The following is a 17,584-nucleotide window of genomic DNA, read 5'->3' as shown; positions in this document are numbered from 1 at the left end:
TCAATTATGTGATTTATGCTTTTGCATTAGATTACAAAATTGACTCTCATTCGTTATATTTGTTTGCTACGATTTAGAATTATGGAAAAATTACAAAATATTAGAATTGCTGTAGATGCTATCGTTTTTGGTTACAAAAGCAATGGCTTATATGTATTGTTGATCGAACAGCAATTTGGCTCTTCCGAAAAATACTGGGCCTTGCCAGGCGGTTTGGTTAAAGATGATGAGTCTCTAAATGACGCCGTTATACGCGAATTGCATGAAGAAACCAATGTGCAGCTAACCTTTATGGAACAGCTTTATACTTTTGGAGACGATATTCACAGAGATTCAAGAAATCGCGTGATTTCGGTAGCGTATTATGCTTTGGTAGACGCTTCTAGTTTAGAAATTAAAGCCAGTACAGATGCAGAAAGAGTGCAATGGTTTAAAATAGACGAAATTCCACCTTTGGCATTCGATCATAATTTGATTTTGAAGAAAGGCACTGAAAGACTTAAAGCCAAATTGACGTACGAGCCAATAGGTTTTGATTTACTTCCAGAGGAGTTCTTGTTTTCAGATCTTGAAAATCTTTATTGCACTATTTTAGAAAAAGAAATCGAACGTAGAAACTTCCGAAAAAAAATCCTCAGTTTCGGAATTGTAGAAGAAACAGAAAATTATTCTCCAATAAAAACGGGTCGTCCCGCAAAATTATTTCGATTTAATAAGCTGAAATATAAAGAGTTAATTGAAGAAGGTATTCACTTCGAAATAAAGTTTGCGTAATTTTTACACAAAATAAATTGTTTATTTAAAAATAAATTCTACATTTGCGTATAATTAACGCAAACTATAAAACTATGATACTAAATCTCGACCCAAAATTTGCTCCTTTTCAAAATCAGGAACAAATCAAATTTCAAAGTTTTACTTTCTCTGGAGGAGAGCCACACATTAAAATCACTCCCGATTTTGATACCAATAGAAAAGTAACTATTACGCATAGATTGAATTCATTCAACGATTTAGGGTTGTTGTGTGTTACAGTCGATGCGTTAAGAAGAATGGATGTGAAGATTATAGATCTTTTTATTCCTTATTTTCCAGCAGCAAGGCAAGATCGTGTTATGATTCCTGGCGAGCCTTTATCTGTAAAAGTATATGCAGACATCATCAATGCAATGCAATTAAATAAAGTTTTTGTTTTTGATGCGCATTCAGAAGTTACTCCCGCACTTTTAAATAATAGCACAATTATTCCAAACTATACTTTTATAAAAGAAATTTTAAGTAGACTTGGAGACAACGTAAAACTGATTTCTCCAGACGGAGGCGCTTTGAAGAAAATCTACAAAGTGTCTGAATTTTTAGGTGGAGTTGAGGTTGTAGAATGTAGTAAAAGCCGCGATGTAAAAACGGGAAAATTATCTGGTTTTAAAGTATATGAAGACGATCTAAACGGAATGGATTGTTTAATTGTAGACGATATTTGCGATGGAGGAGGAACTTTTGTTGGATTGGCAGAAGAATTAAAAAAGAAAAACGCTGGAAAATTATACTTAGCAGTAAGCCACGGAATCTTCAATAAAGGTTTTGATGTTTTAGATTGTTTCGACGGCATTTTTACAACCAATTCTTTTAAAGATTTTGACAATGAAAATGTAGAAGTTATTGGTTTAGATCAATTGATATGAAATACAATATAGAAAATATAGCTCCAGAAAGTAAGTTTTTATTTTTCTGGGGACATCAGCCCAATAAAGACGGGAGCATTTCTAAAACCTGTTTTAGTCAATGGTGGCTTTCTTCTTTTGAATTTGAAGGAGTAACTTATAAAACAGCCGAACATTGGATGATGGCTAAAAAAGCGGAATTATTCAACGATCAGGAAATTTTAGAAAAGATTATAAAAGCAAATTCTCCAGCCGAAGCTAAAAAGTTAGGCCGTGAAGTGAGAAATTACGATGACAAAATCTGGTTAGAAAATCGATTTGAAATCGTAAAACAAGGTAACTATCATAAATTCAGTCAGAATAAGGATTTAGCAGCTTTTTTAATTAATACAAATGACAGAGTTTTAGTTGAAGCAAGTCCCGTAGATCCAATTTGGGGAATCGGAATGGCGAGTGATCATACAGACGCTAGCAATCCTGAAAAATGGAAAGGATTGAATTTGCTTGGTTTTGCTTTGATGGAAGTTAGGGATGAATTGAAACTATAAAGTATAGAGCTTACTTTATAGTTTTAGATTAAGAATAAAGAAATCAAGAAATAATCAGAAGATATATAAATAAAATGAAAAACTCAATAGAATCAGGTTTGTTTGGACTTGCAATTGGCGATGCTTTGGGAGTTCCGGTTGAATTTAAATCTAGAGATTATTTAAAAGAAAATCCAGTTACAGAAATGTTTGGTTTTGGAACCCATCATCAGCCTTTAGGAACTTGGAGCGATGACAGTTCTCTTGCTTTTTGTTTAGCCGAAAGTTTAAGTAAAGGCTTTGATTTAAATGATATTGCTGAAAACTTCGTAAAATGGTATAGCTCAGATTTATGGACTCCACACGGAAAAGTCTTTGATATCGGAATAGCCACGAGACACGCAATTCTTAATATTTCAAAAGGCCATGAACCCGATTTATGCGGCGGTTTTTCTGAACAAGACAACGGAAATGGTTCATTAATGCGTATTTTGCCTTTGGTTTTTTATCTTCAAAACGAAAAAGACATAGTAGTAATTTATCAAAAAGTAAAACAAGTCTCGTCTATTACTCATGCACATTTCAGATCAATCTTTGCGTGTTTTATTTATGTGATTTATTGTTTGGAAATTCTAAAAAACAAGGATAAGTTCAATGCGTATAAAGACATGCAGCATATTATTTCGAAGTTTTTAGAAAATAAAAGTTTTAATCCTCTCGAAATTCAGTTATTTGATAAAGTACTAAAAAACGATATTTCCCAATATGAGGAAAGCGAAATACAATCTTCGGGTTATGTTTTGCATAGTTTAGAAGCTAGTATTTGGTGTTTTTTAAATTCAGATTCTTATCAAGAAACAGTTTTAAAAGCAGTAAACTTAGGAGAAGATACAGACACTACAGGAGCAATTGTTGGAGGATTGGCAGGAATTTATTATGGATTGGATAATATTCCTCAGAAATGGATCGAGAATTTAGTAAGAGTTGATGATATAAAAGATTTGACAAAACGTTTAGCAGAAAATTTAAATAAAAATATATGAACCCACTATTATTAACCGACGGTTACAAAGTTGACCACAGAAGACAATACCCAGACGGAACTACAATTGTATATTCTAACTGGACACCAAGAAAATCAAGAATCGAAACCGTTGATGAAGTCGTTTTTTTCGGATTGCAGTATTTCATCAAAAAATATATCATTCATGATTTTGAAGAGTATTTCTTTAAAAAACCAAAAGAAGAAGTGGTTCAAAAATATGCTCGAAGAATCAATAATTATTTGGGTGAAAACCAAGTGGGAACAAAACATATCGAAGATCTTCACGATTTAGGATATATTCCGATGGTTTTTAAAGCATTGCCAGAAGGAGCAAGTGTTCCGCTAAGAGTGCCCATGTTTACGATGTATAATACGATTCCAGAATTTTTCTGGCTGACGAATTATTTTGAAACCTTACTTTCTGCAGTAGTTTGGCTTCCGTGCAACTCAGCAACAATTGCGAGAGAATATAGAAAGGTATTAGACAAATATGCAGCAGAAACTTCTTCTGTTCCAGAATTTGTAGATTGGCAGGCGCACGATTTCTCAATGAGAGGAATGGGCGGAATCGAAGCGGCTTTAACTTCTGCAGCAGGGCATTTATTAAGTTTTACAGGATCAGATACAATTCCAGTAATTGATTTCTTAGAAGAATATTACAATGCCAATTCAGATCAGGAATTGGTTGCAGGTTCAGTTGCGGCAACAGAACATTCTGTAATGTGCATGGGGACGACAGAAGGCGAATACGAAACTTTCAAAAGATTAATCACAGAAGTTTACCCGAAAGGAATTGTTTCTATCGTTTCTGATACTTGGGATTTATGGAAAGTTTTAACAGATTATCTTCCAAGATTAAAAAATGAAATTGTTTCTAGAGAAGGCAAAGTTGTAATTCGTCCTGATAGTGGCGATCCAGTAGATATTATTTGTGGAAATCCGAACGGGAAAACAGAACAAGAGAAAAAAGGTGTTATAGAATTGCTCTGGGATGTTTTCGGCGGAACTACAAATGCTAAAGAATTCAAAGAATTGGTTCCGCAAATCGGAGCTATTTATGGAGACAGTATTACAGTAGCCAGAGCAACTCAAATCTGCGAAAGATTAAAAGAGAAAGGTTTTGCTTCAACCAATGTAGTTTTAGGAATTGGTTCTTTCACGTATCAATACAATACTAGAGATACTTTTGGTTTTGCCATGAAAGCAACGTACGGAGAAGTAAACGGAGAGGGAAGAGCTATCTTCAAAGATCCGATTACAGACGACGGAACTAAAAAATCGGCTAAAGGATTAATGAAAATTGATTTAATCGACGGCAAGTATCATTTAACAGATAATGTTTCTTGGGAAGAAGAAAAACAAGGTGAATTGAAGGAAGTTTTCAGAGACGGAAAACTTTTGGTAGATCAAACGTTAAGTGAGATTAGAACGAGAGTAAAAAGCGACGCGAGTATCGAAGCGTAGTTATAAAAAAACGAAAGCCTGAAATTTTTTGGATTCAGGCTTTTTTATTGGTTAGTTTTTTGTGTAAAGTTATAAAAGAGCCATCGGCTCGAAGCATATTGTAGGACCGGATTTTAATCTGGTCTAGATTGAGATCATTTTTGGCTATTGTAAATTGCTGTGGAATATGTTTTGTTCCTACGGAACTTAAGATGCGGATAATTCTAAATCGACGGATTAAAATCCGTAGCTACAATATAAATCGTTTCTCCGAAACTTTTCTCGAGATTTACTTCTTATAAAAATTATTATGATCAATATATTCCCAAACCTTTGGAGGTAATAAAGGTTGAATATTCTTCCCTTCTTTTATATTATTTCGAATAAAAGTTGAGGAAATCTCTACAATTGGCGCGTCGATGACATGAATTTTTGGATGCGATTTTATTTCCACATTTTCAGGTTCGTCTGAAATGCGCGGATAAACATAAATATCGTGATTTTCTAAAATCACTTCGTAGTTTCTCCATTTGTGAAGCGTTTTTAGATTGTCTTCACCCATGATTAACGAAAACTCATGATTTGGATATTTTTCTTGTAAATGCGCGAGAGTGATTACGGTATAACTCGGTTGAGGTAATTTAAATTCGATATCCGACGGTTTTATTTTCGGATAATCTTCTGTTGCCAGAAAAACCATTTGCAGACGCTGCTGATCGTCTAATAAAGTCGATTTCTTTTTTAACGGATTATGTGGCGTAACCACCATCCAAATCTGATCTAAATCGGCATATTCTGCCATATGATTGGCAATAATCAAATGCCCGACATGAATTGGGTTATATGTGCCGAAATAAAGACCTATTTTCATTTTTTGTTGTTTCGCAAAGAGTCGCTAAGATAACACAAAGATTCGCAAAGTTTTATTTCAACTTGGTGAATTTGTATCGTTATGTTTCACAAAGATTCACTAAGATAGCGCAAAGATTCGCAAAGTTTAAAATAATACTTGGCGAATCTCTGTGCTTTTTCTTTGTGAATCTCTGTGGAATAAAATTACTTGCTTATGAAATCTTTTACCAGTTGATGTGCTTCTTCAAGAGCAACCTCTAAATCGTAGTTTTTGATAATCACATCGAACTGAGGTGCCGTTGCCAATTCTACAGACGCTTTTGCAATACGCATATTGATTTTGTCTTCACTTTCTGTAGAGCGCTGTTTTAATCGGCGTTTTAATTCATCAACACTTGGAGGCTTAACAAAAACCGCTAGAGTTTCTTCTGGAAATTTATGTTTGATACGAAGACCGCCAACTACATCAATATCAAAAATCACATTTTTTCCTAAAGCCCAGATTCTTTCAATTTCCGATTTTAAAGTTCCGTAGAAATTATCGCGGTACACTTCTTCCCATTCCAAGAAATCTTCTGCTTTAATGTGTTTTTTGAATTCTTCTAAAGAAATAAAATAATAATCCTTTCCGTGTACTTCCTCACCGCGTGGTGCACGCGACGCTGCCGAAATCGAAAATTCAAGATTTAAATCTTCTTGTCCTAATAAGTGTTTTACGATAGTTGTTTTTCCTGATCCCGAAGGTGCCGAAAAAACAATTAATTTTCCTTTGTTCATTGTGTATGCTTTAGGCTTTAAGCAATAGGCTGAAAGCTTTAATTTTGTGTAGTAGTATTACAAGACGTTTAAAACCTGCTCCTTAATTTTCTCTAATTCATCTTTCATCATCACCACCAATTTCTGCATTTGAGCATGATTCGATTTAGAACCCATTGTATTGATTTCGCGACCCATTTCTTGAGTGATAAAACCAAGTTTTCGTCCGTTGGCTTCAGATCCGTTTAAAGTTTCTAAAAAGTAATCCAAATGATTTCCTAAACGAACTTTTTCTTCGGTGATGTCTAATTTTTCTAGATAATAGATTAATTCTTGTTCAAAACGATTTTCGTCAACATTAACCTGTAATTCTGAAATTGCAGTTTGCAAACGATCTTTAATAGCTTGTACGCGTTCTGGATCAAGTGCCAATGTATCGTTCATGTATTGACGGATATTGGCAATTCTGAAGTTGAATTCTTTTTCAAGCGAACCACCTTCATCTTTTCTGAAAGTTAAAATGTTTTGAAGTGCTTCGTCGATTATAACCTGAATTTGTTCCCAGTCATTTTCATCGATTTCCTCGCGCTCTGTTTTTAATGTATCTGGCATACGAACGGCCATTTTCATTAATTCAGTTTCGTCGGCATTAGGATTAACCTCTTTTAATTGTGCAATATAACTTTTTACAACAGGGACATTTACTTTTGTTGAAGTCTGTTCGGCAGTGCTTTCTACATAAATGGCAAAATCGATTTTTCCTCTTTCTAGTTTGGTCGAAATAAGAGTTCGTAATCCGAGTTCCATTTCGCGGTAAAGCGATGGCATTCTTACATTCAAATCTAAACCTTTACTGTTTAGGGATTTTACTTCAACGGTAATTTTTTTTGTAGGCAATTGCAAAGAAGCTTTGCCAAACCCTGTCATAGATTGTATCATATAATTGAGTATAAAGGCGCAAAGATACTAAAAAACTTTACAGCCTAATATTTTAAAAAGGTTTTGGGCGTTCCCTACGGTCGGGCTATCCGTTCCCAATCTTTTTTAGGGCAGAAAAAGCCCTAAAAAAGGATTTCCGCTTCAAATGAAATTCACTGAATTCCGATTAAAATAAAAATCAAATGAAGTAATCCCTAACGCATCAGAATTCAAGAAAACGTTCTGTGGAATTATTTTGCTAAAACCTTAATAACTTCAGCAACATTTTTCTGACTGTTACCTATGTAAATTTTGCCATCGATAATAAAAACTGGACGACTTAAAAAAGTGTAATGTTCTAAAATGTATTTTTTAAAATCAGCTTCGGTAAGCGATTTGTTTTTCAAATCCATTGATTTATATAATTGCGCTTTCTTGCTAAATAACGCTTCGTAGCTTCCAGAAAGCTTATACATTTCTTCAAGTTGTTCTTCCGTTATTGGGTTTTGGCGAATGTCTTGAAAAACTAAATCATTTTCAGGTAGACTTTTAATGATTTTACGACAAGTATCGCATGATGCTAAGTAATATATCTTGTTCATAGTTTTATGAATTTGTTAGAATGCAAAGAAAATCCATTTGAAACTTAAAAATGAGTAATTTTAGAAAAAAAAATTATGAGTTCAGTTTTTGATGTACAAAAAACAATTAGAGAAATTCTTTTAAAAATCTTAGATAGTCATTCGTTAGAACAATTAAACAAGATTCCGAATGGTTTTAGCAATAATATTATTTGGAATATTGGTCATTGTATCTCTTCTCAGCAGGTTTTGGTTTATAAATTATCGGGTCTTCCAACAATGGTTTCTGAAGATTTTATTGCCAAATACAAAAAAGGAACCAAACCAGAAGGTGATGTTTCTCAAGCTGAGGTAGATGAAATTAGAGAACTTCTCTTATCTACCTTTGAAAAAACAGTAAACGATTACGAGAGCGGACTTTTTGTAGATTACCATGAATACACTACCAGTATGGGATTCACGCTCAAAAATGTTCAGGGTGCTTTAGAATTCAACAATTATCATGAAGGTACTCATACCGGAATTGTAATGTGTATTAAAAGGTTTTTGTAAAAATGCCCCCAAATAGTGTCTAACTTTTTGGGGGCAGTTCAATTTGACAAAACGGGATTTTTTTATTCTATAATAGTTTCAATTGTGACTTTCATTGCTCCGGCACCTTTATGTTTGGTGATGTCCATAAAGGCTCTTTTAGACAAATCGATTTCGCGGGTTTTTACAAAAGGTCCACGGTCTGTAATTTTTACAATAACGAATTTGCCATTGGCTTCGTTTGTTACTTTGACTCTTGTTCCAAAAGGGAGTTTTTTATGAGCTGCGGTATAAGCGTTGTTGTTGAATCGGCTTCCGTTTGCAGTCTTTCTTCCATTAAACTTGTCGGAATAATAAGAAGCGTGAGCGTTTTTTTTATAAGATTTTAACTTTAAACCTTTGTCTGTAAAAACAGAATCCTGTAATGGGATAATTACTGGTTTTACATTAACAGTATCTTGAATGATTTTAGGTTCTGTCGTAGGTTTGGTTTGGCTTATTACATACGTAAAGCCGCTAATTAAGGTTAAAGTGATTGTGGCGAATAAAATGTTTTTTTTATTTCTCATGGGTTATTTCTTTTCAGACTTGGGGGAGTTTGTACAAATAATATGCCGAGATAAAAAAAGCCCTGTAGGAGGGCTTTAATTGGTGTTTTTTAGAACCACAGGTTCCAAGGAATTCTACTTAAAATAAGCAATAATCCTAATCCGTAAAAAATAGCAAAGGTTTTAAATTTAGCTTCACTATTAATTAGTTTTTTATGTTTAGACCATCCGATAGTAATTAAAACGATGGCAATAAGATTAATTAGAGGATGTTCTAATGATGTTAATCTTAATGCTGCGTTAGACATTTGTCCAAAAGCGTCTTTTCCAAGTGGAGAAACGAAATATAAGATTAAACCAATCAATAATTGAGTATGAGTTCCGATTAAAGCAAATAAAGCAATTTTACGATCTTTACCAGTAAACTCTTTTTTTGATGTTACTCCGATGATAGCGTTAACAACAGCAAAGACCAAAAGCAGCAATGCTAAATACGCCCAGCCAGAGTGAAATTTTTGTAGAAAATTATACATAAGGGGTGTTTTTTGTTTAAAAACAAATATAACAAAAAAGGCTATAAAAAAACGGCATTAAACTTAAAAGTCAATGCCGTTTATGGTATTTATTTAGATTCTAAATATTAGAAGTTGTAACGTAAACTAAAGTTCCAAGTTCTTCCTAAACCAAAGTAACCTGTATTTGCAACGTTGATTCCTTTGTAATTGTTTGAAGTAGCAGTTGTAGCAGTAGCAGTAGTTAATTCTGATAAATAAACTTCATCAAATACGTTATTTACGTTAACTCTGAATCCGATTGAATCATGCTTTCCTTTACCGATAAATAATTTGTATGAGATACCTGCGTCAACTAAATCGTAGCTTGGTAACTCTAAGTTAGTTTTTACAGCACCAACGTTTGAGAATAATTTGTCATAATATCTCCAGTCAGCATCAACTGAAAGGTTTTTAACAAACTCATATCTGAAACCTAAACCATAAGTAACTTGAGCTGCATCTCCAACTTTTCCACCGTCAACATCTTGTTCTGCTTTGTCTAAAGTAGATAAACTTTCGTCTCTTGTAGTAGTAACTACATTCCCTTTATATTGCCAGTCACCAACAGAGAAGAATCCTGTTAAGCTAAGATCTTGCATAGGTTTTGCAGTAAAGTCTAACTCAAGACCAGTGTGTACTTGCTCAACACCTTCATTCGTTTTGTAGATGATATCTCCTAATGTTAATGATGGGTATTTAGTAACATCAGCAGCTGTAGCAGTAGTAGATGTTGTTGTAACTCTGTCTTTCCAAGATGTTCTGTAAGCATTTACACTTGCAGATACAATTTTTGAAGTAAAAGTATAACCAGCTTCAAGACCAAATATTTTTTCGTTCTCTGTTAATGGGTTTACCGCATTTGTAAAGTTCAAGTAGATATTGTCGTGGTAAGGCTGACGGTTGTAGTAACCTGCATTTGCATAAAGACTATGGTTTTCAGCAAATTTATAGCTAGTACCAGCTTTAACGTTGTATCCTACGTTGTTAACTTTTTCAGACTTTTGATCTTCTGGTAAATAATCAAATCTATCTTCTCTTTGGTGTGATTGATTAGAAAGAGATCCTTGGAAGAACGCAGAGAAGCTGTCATTAGAATATTCTAACTGGCTAAATAAACCTCCGTAAGAAATAGTTTCTCCGTAATCGTAATCAATTCTTTGGTCTTCTGCAATTGTATTGAACGTTGCTGGCCAAGCTAATGATCTACCAGTTTGAGTAACATAGTTGCTTTTCATTATGCCAGATGGATTACTATTGCCATCTTTAAGATTTCTAGTATCAGTCCAGCTAGATAATCCTAAAAAGTCATTAACTTGTCTAAAGTGTGTTCCTTTGTAAGTTCTTAAATCAAGACCAACATTTAAAGATAAATTATCTGCAAGTTGATTTTTTAAGTTAGATACTAAACCATACCAAGAATGATTATTTACACTATTTCTAAGTACATATGCACCATTAGCGCTTTTTCCGTCAGCAGTTCCAACACCATCACCAACAATTTGGTTATTGGCAACTAAACCATCAAAATTTACTTGACCTCCAGGAGGTGTGTTAAGAGCAGGAAGTCTAGTTCCATAACCACCTGTTGATCCTCCACGACCCCAAGATCCATACAATACAGTAGAAAGTTGTGTTTTATCGCTGATATCAAAATCCCAGTTTAAGTTAGCAACTGGTTTGTGGTAGTAGTTATTTCTCTCAGTCTTGTATTTTCCGTCTAAGTATCCCCAGTTATTGTTGTATTTTCTTCCGTATTTTAAATAACTGTCAATAGATTTTGTAAAGTTTTGGTCATGCTGTTGTGGTGCACCAGTTAACAAAAAGTTGAAACTGTGTTTGTCATTAGCTTTGTAACCAACAGAAATGAAGTAAGTTTGACCTTCACCTTTTGTTCCGTCATTGTAACCGTCACCTTGCCAGTGAGAAAGCATAACACTTGTTCCCCATCCTTTTGCATTTATACCTGTATTGTAAGCAGCAGTAGTTTTAAAGTAATTGTCATTAGCAACACCTAAAGATACAAAACCACCTTCATTTTTTTCAGTAGCTTTTGTAATGAAGTTAACAGTACCTCCTACAGAAGAAATTGCTAATTTAGAAGATCCTAAACCTCTTTGAATTTGGATAGCATTCGCAATGTCAGACATACCAGACCAGTTAGACCAGTACATTTTACCATCTTCCATTCCGTTAATTGGTTGTCCATTTAACAAGAAAGCTGTGTTGTCTTGCGCAAATCCACGCACATTAATTCTTGAATCTCCGTAACCTCCTGCTTGTCCTGCAACATATACAGATGGTGTGTTAACCATTGTTTGCGTAACGTCAGCAGTACCAATTTTTGCTTGAATATCAGCAGCTTTAATTGTAGAAACTGCAATAGGAGTCTTTCTGTCTTTTGCTAAGTCAATGATTCCTTTACCCATTACTACGATCTCTGACAATTCGTTAGAGTTTGAAGAAACCAAAGTAATAGTTCCTAAGTTTGTAGTTGCGCCATTTGACACATTAAATTTCACAGTTTGGTTGTCATAACCTAAAAAAGAGATAACAATCTCTCCTGTGCTTGATGGTGAAGTAAGTGTAAACTTACCATCAAAATCTGTTGAAGTTGCTGTAGTAGATCCTTTGATCACCACATTTGCTCCTGGTAATCCACCTGTTCCGTCGGTAATAGTACCAGTAACTTTTCCTTGAGAAAATACGGTTGAAACTATCATAAAGAATAGTCCGGTCAGTAACCAATTTTTCATTTTCTTCATTTTGTTATTGAGTTTATTGTTTTTGGCAAAATTATAACAAATAAACCAGTTAATGTTATCGAAATGTTAAGAAAAATACGTTTTATTTTTTTTGTTGTAGATTAAAATGATTTCTTCTTTTTTTCTTAAATATTGTCTTGAATCTTTTAATTTTTAGGGGTGTTTTTTGTTAAAAACACAATAATTCTGTTTGTTTTGTAAGTGAAAAGGTGTAGATAAACGCTTTTTTTGTGTCTTTTGTCGGTTTTTTACTAAAAAAAACGTCTCAATTTGATCAAATTGAGACGTTTCAGAGTGTTATGAAATTTTTAAATTTCTGATTCTATTTATTTTTCAAAAAATGATTTAGCAAAAATGAAGTCGAGCTATCGTGATTTTTAACAGTTTTAGAATTGATTTCATCTAAGATAGAATTGGCCAATTGTTTACCCAATTCAACACCCCACTGGTCGAAACTGAAAATATTCCAAATAACACCTTGAACAAAAATCTTATGTTCGTATAAGGCAATTAAAGATCCTAAACTTTTTGGTGTAAGTTTTTGAATCAAAATGGTATTAGTTGGTTTGTTTCCTGTAAAAACTTTAAAAGGTTTTAAATAAGACGCTTTGTCTGCAGCAAGTCCTTGTTTGTCAAATTCTGCCTGAACCTGTTCGGCTGTTTTTCCATTCATTAAAGCTTCAGTTTGCGCAAAAAAGTTAGACATCAATTTATCATGATGGTCTTCATTGCCATATAAAGGTTTAATAAAACCAACGAAATCTGTCGGAATTAATTTCGTTCCTTGGTGAATTAACTGGAAAAAAGCATGCTGTGAGTTCGTTCCTGGTTCTCCCCAGATAATAGTTCCAGTTTGATAGTTAACAGGTTTTCCATCGCGACCAACACTTTTTCCGTTACTTTCCATAAATGCTTGCTGTAAGTAAGGAGCAAGTTTGTGTAAATATTGCGTGTACGGAATCAAAGCTTCGCTTTCAGCTCCATAAAAATTGTTATACCAAACGCTTAATAAGGCTAAAATAACCGGAATGTTTTCGTCAAATTCTGCCGATTTAAAATGCTCGTCCATTTCGTTGGCACCTTTCAATAAATCATTATAATTGTCAAAACCAACCGCCAAGGCAATACTTAAGCCAACAGCGCTCCAAAGAGAAAATCTTCCTCCAACCCAGTCCCACATTGGGAAAACGTTGTCGGGATTAATTCCGAATTCAGTTACTTTCTGAATATTGGTTGAAACTGCTACGAAATGTTTGGCAATGTCTTCTTGAGTAGCCGATTTTAAAAACCATTCTTTAATAGTTTCAGAATTTGAAAGCGTTTCTTGTGTAGTAAATGTTTTAGAAACAATCACAAAAAGAGTTGTTTCTGGATTCAGTTTTTTAATTACTTCATTAACATGGTCGCCATCAACATTTGAAACGAAATGTGTTTTTAAGTGATTTTTATAAAACTGTAAAGCTTCAACAGCCATAACAGGACCAAGATCAGAACCGCCAATTCCGATGTTTACGATATCAGTAAAAGCTTTTCCACTGTATCCTTTTCTTTCTCCAGATATAACCTCTTGAGTAAAGTTTTTGATTTTATTTTTTACTTGATAAACTTCAGGAATTACATTTTCTCCGTCTACTTTAATAACTGCAGATTCTGGAGCTCTCAAAGCTGTATGAAGAACGGCGCGATTTTCGGTTTGGTTGATCAATGCACCACCAAAATATTGTGCAATCGAATCTTTTAACCCGATTGAATTTGCTAATTCTAGTAAAAGAGAAACGGTTTCTTGACTGATATTATTTTTAGAATAATCTACTAAAAAGTCATTCCATTGCAGGTTAAATTTTGCTGCACGGTCATTATCCTGTTGAAACAATTCTTGTATCGTGGTTTCGTGAATTGCGTTATAATGGTTTTGCAGATTTTTCCACGCTTCAGTCCCAGTTGGGTTGGTTGTGTTTAAAGCCATTTTATATATAATTGAGTTTGTTTTTTATCAATACACAAAAATACTGAAATAACTTTTAATACATTAAAGGTTCACGATTATATAACAATTAGTTACGAAAACGTTTTATGGGTTTGAAATTAATTGTATGGATATTATTCCAATCTCATTAAATCAAAATACATAAATCTATGTTTGTCGTCTTTATCAGAATCAAGTAAAAAAAGAAAATCATTTTTTTGATAAGTAGAAAGCTGTACTGGCTGATTATAAGCGTCTAAAATTAATAAACGGCAGGCTGGTTTGTGTTCAATGAATGTCCATCCCTTAATGAAATCTAGAAGTTGGTGAGATAATCCTTGGCCTTTGTAGTTTTTATCAATTCCTAATCTCGCTATTTTTACCGCTGGATATTGTCTGATTCTTTTCTCATTTGGTAACTTTATCTTTCGGTGTAATTTATTCCAAATGGAATTTTCATAGCCTAAATCATTTAAGCAGTCATTTGAAATTGAAAAAAAAGCTGCAATAAGATTTTTATCCTTAAATAAATAGGTGCTTGTTATTTTTTCGTTTTGATAATTTTTAGAATCTTCAAGTAGAAATTCATTTATTTCGCTGTCTTCACAATCAAAATTTTCCAAAACGTCATCATTATTCAATGCTGAAAATGCAAAGTTAGATAAATCCATTTAAGCTTTTTTAGCCATAATTTTGCTGACTAAAGAAAATATTCTAGCTTTTTTTTCTTCAGAAATCTTATTTGTTTTACTTGAAGATATGGCCGCATTGAATCTTTCGGATTCTTTGCCTTTTACTACAGGAGTAATTTTTATTGTTGTCGCCATTTCATAAAGATTTTAAGTGTAATAATTATGCTACAAATATAGCTCTTTTTTTTTGTTTGATTTTTTAATTTTAACTTTTTACCAAATACGAAATTTTATCACCAAAACTTCCACCAAGGTTTTTTATTGATATGAATAATTTTCTTTTCTGTGTCGACTTCAATTCTTTTAAAAGTCTCAGTTTTAATTTTCGAATCATCAAAAAACAATTCGCCGTTTTCGCTCATTCCAAGAGGAAGTTTGGTTCTTTCTTTCCAATTATCGGTTTGCAATTCTGGAATCAAGTCAGCATCGATTTTTTCGCGAAAGCGTTTTTGAGCTTTTTCTGTAATTTCTTCTTCTAAATTTGAAGATGAATTTTTAAAAAGCGAAATCGAATTGTCTGGAATATTCAAAAGAAAAATCTGCGTTTTGTTTCCAATTTTTTGAATATCTAAAACTTTGAAATAAGCAATTGAGTCTAAAAGAAAATGACCGATTTTTCCTGAATCGGCATTAAATTTTGATAAATCTTTTGGATGAGCACTTGCAATCAAATATCTCAGATTTCCAGAAAGGCCGCCGCCAATCGAACTCATATCGGTAAAACCTTTTTCTTGAATGATCTGTCCTACTTTATACTTTAAAATTAAATTTTCAGGAAGATTTGTATCTCTATAAAATAACTTTAAGCCAGAAAAAGTTTCATTGTAAATAGTTCTAAGGCGTTCTTTTTTCATGATCTTGCTTTATTATTTGAATTTAATAGTGACCAAGAAATAGTGAGGAATTTTAAAATGCGTCCCAAGGTTTTCGGGCTTAACATCTGATTGTACAACTTCACAATAAGAGCTGAAGCCATCAGGATGTCTTGTTGGGGTAATAATAGCAATAATTGGTGTTTCTTGATTGGCATCAATATTCACTTCTATTTTTTTTCCGAAAAAGTCTTTTACTGCGTAATTGTCTGGATCGTCTCTTAAATCAAAATAAGATTTTTTACTTCTGCCTCCTCTGCAAATTATGTATGTTTTTAATTTTCCCTCTGCTAGTTTAAAGAAAAAGCGTACTGATTCTTTAGTTGATTTTACTGTGAAATGATCACTTTTGATTCCGGATCCGTCAAAAAGTTGAGACGTATTAACTAATTTTCCATCGGTAAATTCTTGTAGGTTTATGGTGTACAGCTTTCCTTTTAGACTTTCTCCTTCAAAATTAAACTCTTCCAAATAAATTTTTTCAAACTCCATAAAATCTTGAATGTCTTTATTGGAACTTCCGTATTCACGAGTGACTTTGGTATTGTTTTGTGCAATAGAAAGGTTTACTGCAAAAATGAAAAGCAGCAAGATATTTTTGAATTTCATAAAATTAGGAGTTTTTAGTTTTTGCTAAAATAAAGGTTTATTCTTACAAATTTCCAATACTATCCAATTCTCTCTTCAAAGGTTCAATCTGTTTCATGAAACGGGTTCTATCATTTCCAGTCAAAGATTCTCCCGTTGGAAGATTGAGTCGAAGCGCGTCTACTTGAACTCCATTTTTCCAAAAACGGTAACAAACATGCGGACCAGAAGCCAAACCTGTGCTTCCAACCAAACCAATTGTCTGGCCTTGTGTAACACGCTGTCCTCTGCGAACCAAAATTTTGGACATGTGTAAGTATTGAGTAGAGTAGGTTCCGTTGTGTTTTACTTTTACAAAGTTTCCGTTTCCAGCGGTGTATCCGGTTGCTTCAACAACTCCAGATGCTGTGGTCGAAATTGGTGTTCCTGTTGGAGCGGCATAATCGGTTCCTTTATGAGCTTTCCATCTGTGTTGTACCGGATGGTATCTGTTCATGGTAAATCTTGAAGTGATTCGGCTAAATTTAATAGGAGTTTTTAAGAAGAAGTTCTTAAGTGTTCTTCCTTCGTCATCATAATATTCAATTTTTCCAGAAGTAGTGTCTCTTTCAAAAGGAAAAGCATAAATGATTTTTCCTTTATACTCAAAAAATGCGGCTTTAAGATCTTCGACACCATCGTAAGTTTTGCCGTTGATGAATCTCTCGGTAAAAATTAACCCGTAGCGATCTCCCTTTTTAAGTTTAAAGAAATCAATAGACCAAGAAAATACTTTTGTAATTCTGCTGGCCAATGCTGTTTCGACACTTTCGTTTCCTAAAGTTTCAGATAAAGAACTTTTTAAAACACCACCAATCATTTTTCTTTTAAAAGTTACGGGTTTTGTTTTTTTGTAAGCTTTTGCAATACTGTCTCTTAAATCGATAACATAATAGGTAAGGGCGTCTGGCTGATAAATAAAAACTTGTAAATTATTAGTTTTATTTTTTGATCGGAGTAACGTAAAAGGCTTGTTGTATCGAATGGATCTTACATTGAAAGAATCTTTTACCTGTTGGACAATATCGTGTACTTTTTTGTTTCCAATATTTTGGCTTTGCAGGATTGATCCAAAAGAATCTCCTTTTGAGATAGTGTCATTAACAATATTAAAATCTGCGTAATTAAAACCGAATTCTATTTTTTTTGGTTTTGGTTTAGTGATTTTGGTTTCGACTTGTTTTTCTTCTTTTTGGTTACATGAGAAAATCGAAAACAATACAATTAAAATTACGACTGCTTTTTTCAA

19 protein-coding genes are annotated in these 17,584 nt (G+C 33.5%); 6 read left to right on the top strand and 13 right to left on the bottom strand.

Annotated features, from left to right (window positions below):
• Positions 1–81 precede the first annotated feature (81 nt).
• The 5 genes from EG814_RS01190 (at position 82) to EG814_RS01170 (ending at position 4,697) form a co-directional block, all read left to right on the top strand.
• Positions 82–774 carry an NUDIX hydrolase gene (locus EG814_RS01190; RefSeq protein WP_125718082.1) on the top strand — a complete coding sequence of 231 codons (693 nt, stop codon included), beginning with the start codon at positions 82–84 and terminating at the stop codon, positions 772–774.
• Between the two features lie 74 nt (positions 775–848).
• Entirely contained in the window at positions 849–1,682 is an 834-nt protein-coding gene (prs, locus tag EG814_RS01185) for a ribose-phosphate diphosphokinase (protein ID WP_125718080.1), read from the top strand.
• Positions 1,679–2,209, top strand: a complete 531-nt coding sequence (locus tag EG814_RS01180) for an NADAR family protein (protein WP_125718078.1) — start codon at positions 1,679–1,681, stop codon at positions 2,207–2,209. The genes prs and EG814_RS01180 overlap by 4 nt, the downstream gene beginning before the upstream one ends.
• A gap of 74 nt (positions 2,210–2,283) precedes the next feature.
• The gene (locus tag EG814_RS01175; RefSeq protein WP_125718076.1) at positions 2,284–3,231 is read left to right on the top strand and encodes an ADP-ribosylglycohydrolase family protein; all 948 of its coding nucleotides are present in this window, start codon (positions 2,284–2,286) and stop codon (positions 3,229–3,231) included.
• Positions 3,228–4,697, top strand: a complete 1,470-nt coding sequence (locus EG814_RS01170; RefSeq protein ID WP_125718074.1) for a nicotinate phosphoribosyltransferase — start codon at positions 3,228–3,230, stop codon at positions 4,695–4,697. Before EG814_RS01175 ends, EG814_RS01170 begins: the two co-directional genes overlap by 4 nt.
• A gap of 268 nt (positions 4,698–4,965) precedes the next feature.
• Here EG814_RS01170 and nadD read toward each other — a convergent pair whose 3' ends face one another.
• The 4 genes from nadD to EG814_RS01150 all read right to left on the bottom strand — a co-directional run bounded on the left by nadD (position 4,966) and on the right by EG814_RS01150 (position 7,804).
• The gene (nadD, locus tag EG814_RS01165; protein WP_125718072.1) at positions 4,966–5,547 is read right to left on the bottom strand and encodes a nicotinate (nicotinamide) nucleotide adenylyltransferase; all 582 of its coding nucleotides are present in this window, start codon (positions 5,545–5,547) and stop codon (positions 4,966–4,968) included.
• A 185-nt stretch (positions 5,548–5,732) separates the two neighbouring features.
• Positions 5,733–6,305, bottom strand: a complete 573-nt coding sequence (gmk, locus tag EG814_RS01160) for a guanylate kinase (protein WP_125718070.1) — start codon at positions 6,303–6,305, stop codon at positions 5,733–5,735.
• Positions 6,306–6,362: 57 nt separating this feature from the next.
• Positions 6,363–7,223 (bottom strand): YicC/YloC family endoribonuclease, encoded by an 861-nt coding sequence (locus EG814_RS01155; RefSeq protein ID WP_125718068.1) that lies wholly within the window; start codon positions 7,221–7,223, stop codon positions 6,363–6,365.
• Positions 7,224–7,453: 230 nt separating this feature from the next.
• The gene (locus EG814_RS01150) at positions 7,454–7,804 is read right to left on the bottom strand and encodes an arsenate reductase family protein (RefSeq protein WP_125718066.1); all 351 of its coding nucleotides are present in this window, start codon (positions 7,802–7,804) and stop codon (positions 7,454–7,456) included.
• A 75-nt stretch (positions 7,805–7,879) separates the two neighbouring features.
• Here EG814_RS01150 and EG814_RS01145 point away from each other — a divergent pair, with 75 nt between their 5' ends.
• Positions 7,880–8,335, top strand: coding sequence for a DinB family protein (locus EG814_RS01145; protein WP_125718064.1), 456 nt, complete (start codon positions 7,880–7,882; stop codon positions 8,333–8,335).
• A gap of 62 nt (positions 8,336–8,397) precedes the next feature.
• Here the strand turns inward: EG814_RS01145 and EG814_RS01140 are convergent, their stop codons facing one another.
• The 9 genes from EG814_RS01140 to EG814_RS01105 all read right to left on the bottom strand — a co-directional run bounded on the left by EG814_RS01140 (position 8,398) and on the right by EG814_RS01105 (position 17,584).
• Positions 8,398–8,883 carry a septal ring lytic transglycosylase RlpA family protein gene (locus tag EG814_RS01140; protein ID WP_125718062.1) on the bottom strand — a complete coding sequence of 162 codons (486 nt, stop codon included), beginning with the start codon at positions 8,881–8,883 and terminating at the stop codon, positions 8,398–8,400.
• A gap of 89 nt (positions 8,884–8,972) precedes the next feature.
• Complete coding sequence (locus EG814_RS01135) at positions 8,973–9,395, bottom strand: hypothetical protein (RefSeq protein WP_125718060.1); 423 nt, start codon at positions 9,393–9,395, stop codon at positions 8,973–8,975.
• Positions 9,396–9,502: 107 nt separating this feature from the next.
• Positions 9,503–12,169: a TonB-dependent receptor gene (locus tag EG814_RS01130; RefSeq protein WP_317133028.1), complete on the bottom strand. Its 2,667-nt coding sequence runs from the start codon at positions 12,167–12,169 to the stop codon at positions 9,503–9,505.
• 331 nt (positions 12,170–12,500) lie between these two features.
• Positions 12,501–14,144: a glucose-6-phosphate isomerase gene (pgi, locus tag EG814_RS01125; protein ID WP_125718056.1), complete on the bottom strand. Its 1,644-nt coding sequence runs from the start codon at positions 14,142–14,144 to the stop codon at positions 12,501–12,503.
• A gap of 134 nt (positions 14,145–14,278) precedes the next feature.
• Positions 14,279–14,815, bottom strand: coding sequence for a GNAT family protein (locus EG814_RS01120; RefSeq protein ID WP_125718054.1), 537 nt, complete (start codon positions 14,813–14,815; stop codon positions 14,279–14,281).
• Positions 14,816–14,971: a hypothetical protein gene (locus EG814_RS20930; RefSeq protein WP_164515254.1), complete on the bottom strand. Its 156-nt coding sequence runs from the start codon at positions 14,969–14,971 to the stop codon at positions 14,816–14,818.
• 98 nt (positions 14,972–15,069) lie between these two features.
• A complete protein-coding gene (locus tag EG814_RS01115) occupies positions 15,070–15,690 on the bottom strand; it encodes a hypothetical protein (protein ID WP_125718052.1) in 621 nt (206 codons plus the stop codon).
• Between the two features lie 12 nt (positions 15,691–15,702).
• Positions 15,703–16,317, bottom strand: coding sequence for a hypothetical protein (locus tag EG814_RS01110; protein WP_125718050.1), 615 nt, complete (start codon positions 16,315–16,317; stop codon positions 15,703–15,705).
• Positions 16,318–16,360: 43 nt separating this feature from the next.
• Positions 16,361–17,584, bottom strand: coding sequence for a peptidoglycan DD-metalloendopeptidase family protein (locus EG814_RS01105; protein ID WP_125718048.1), 1,224 nt, complete (start codon positions 17,582–17,584; stop codon positions 16,361–16,363).

The organism is Flavobacterium ustbae (assembly GCF_003946915.1).
GTDB classification, from domain to species: domain Bacteria; phylum Bacteroidota; class Bacteroidia; order Flavobacteriales; family Flavobacteriaceae; genus Flavobacterium; species Flavobacterium ustbae.
Note: the sequence above shows the minus strand (reverse complement) of the source record. Positions and strands in the feature narration are given on the sequence as shown.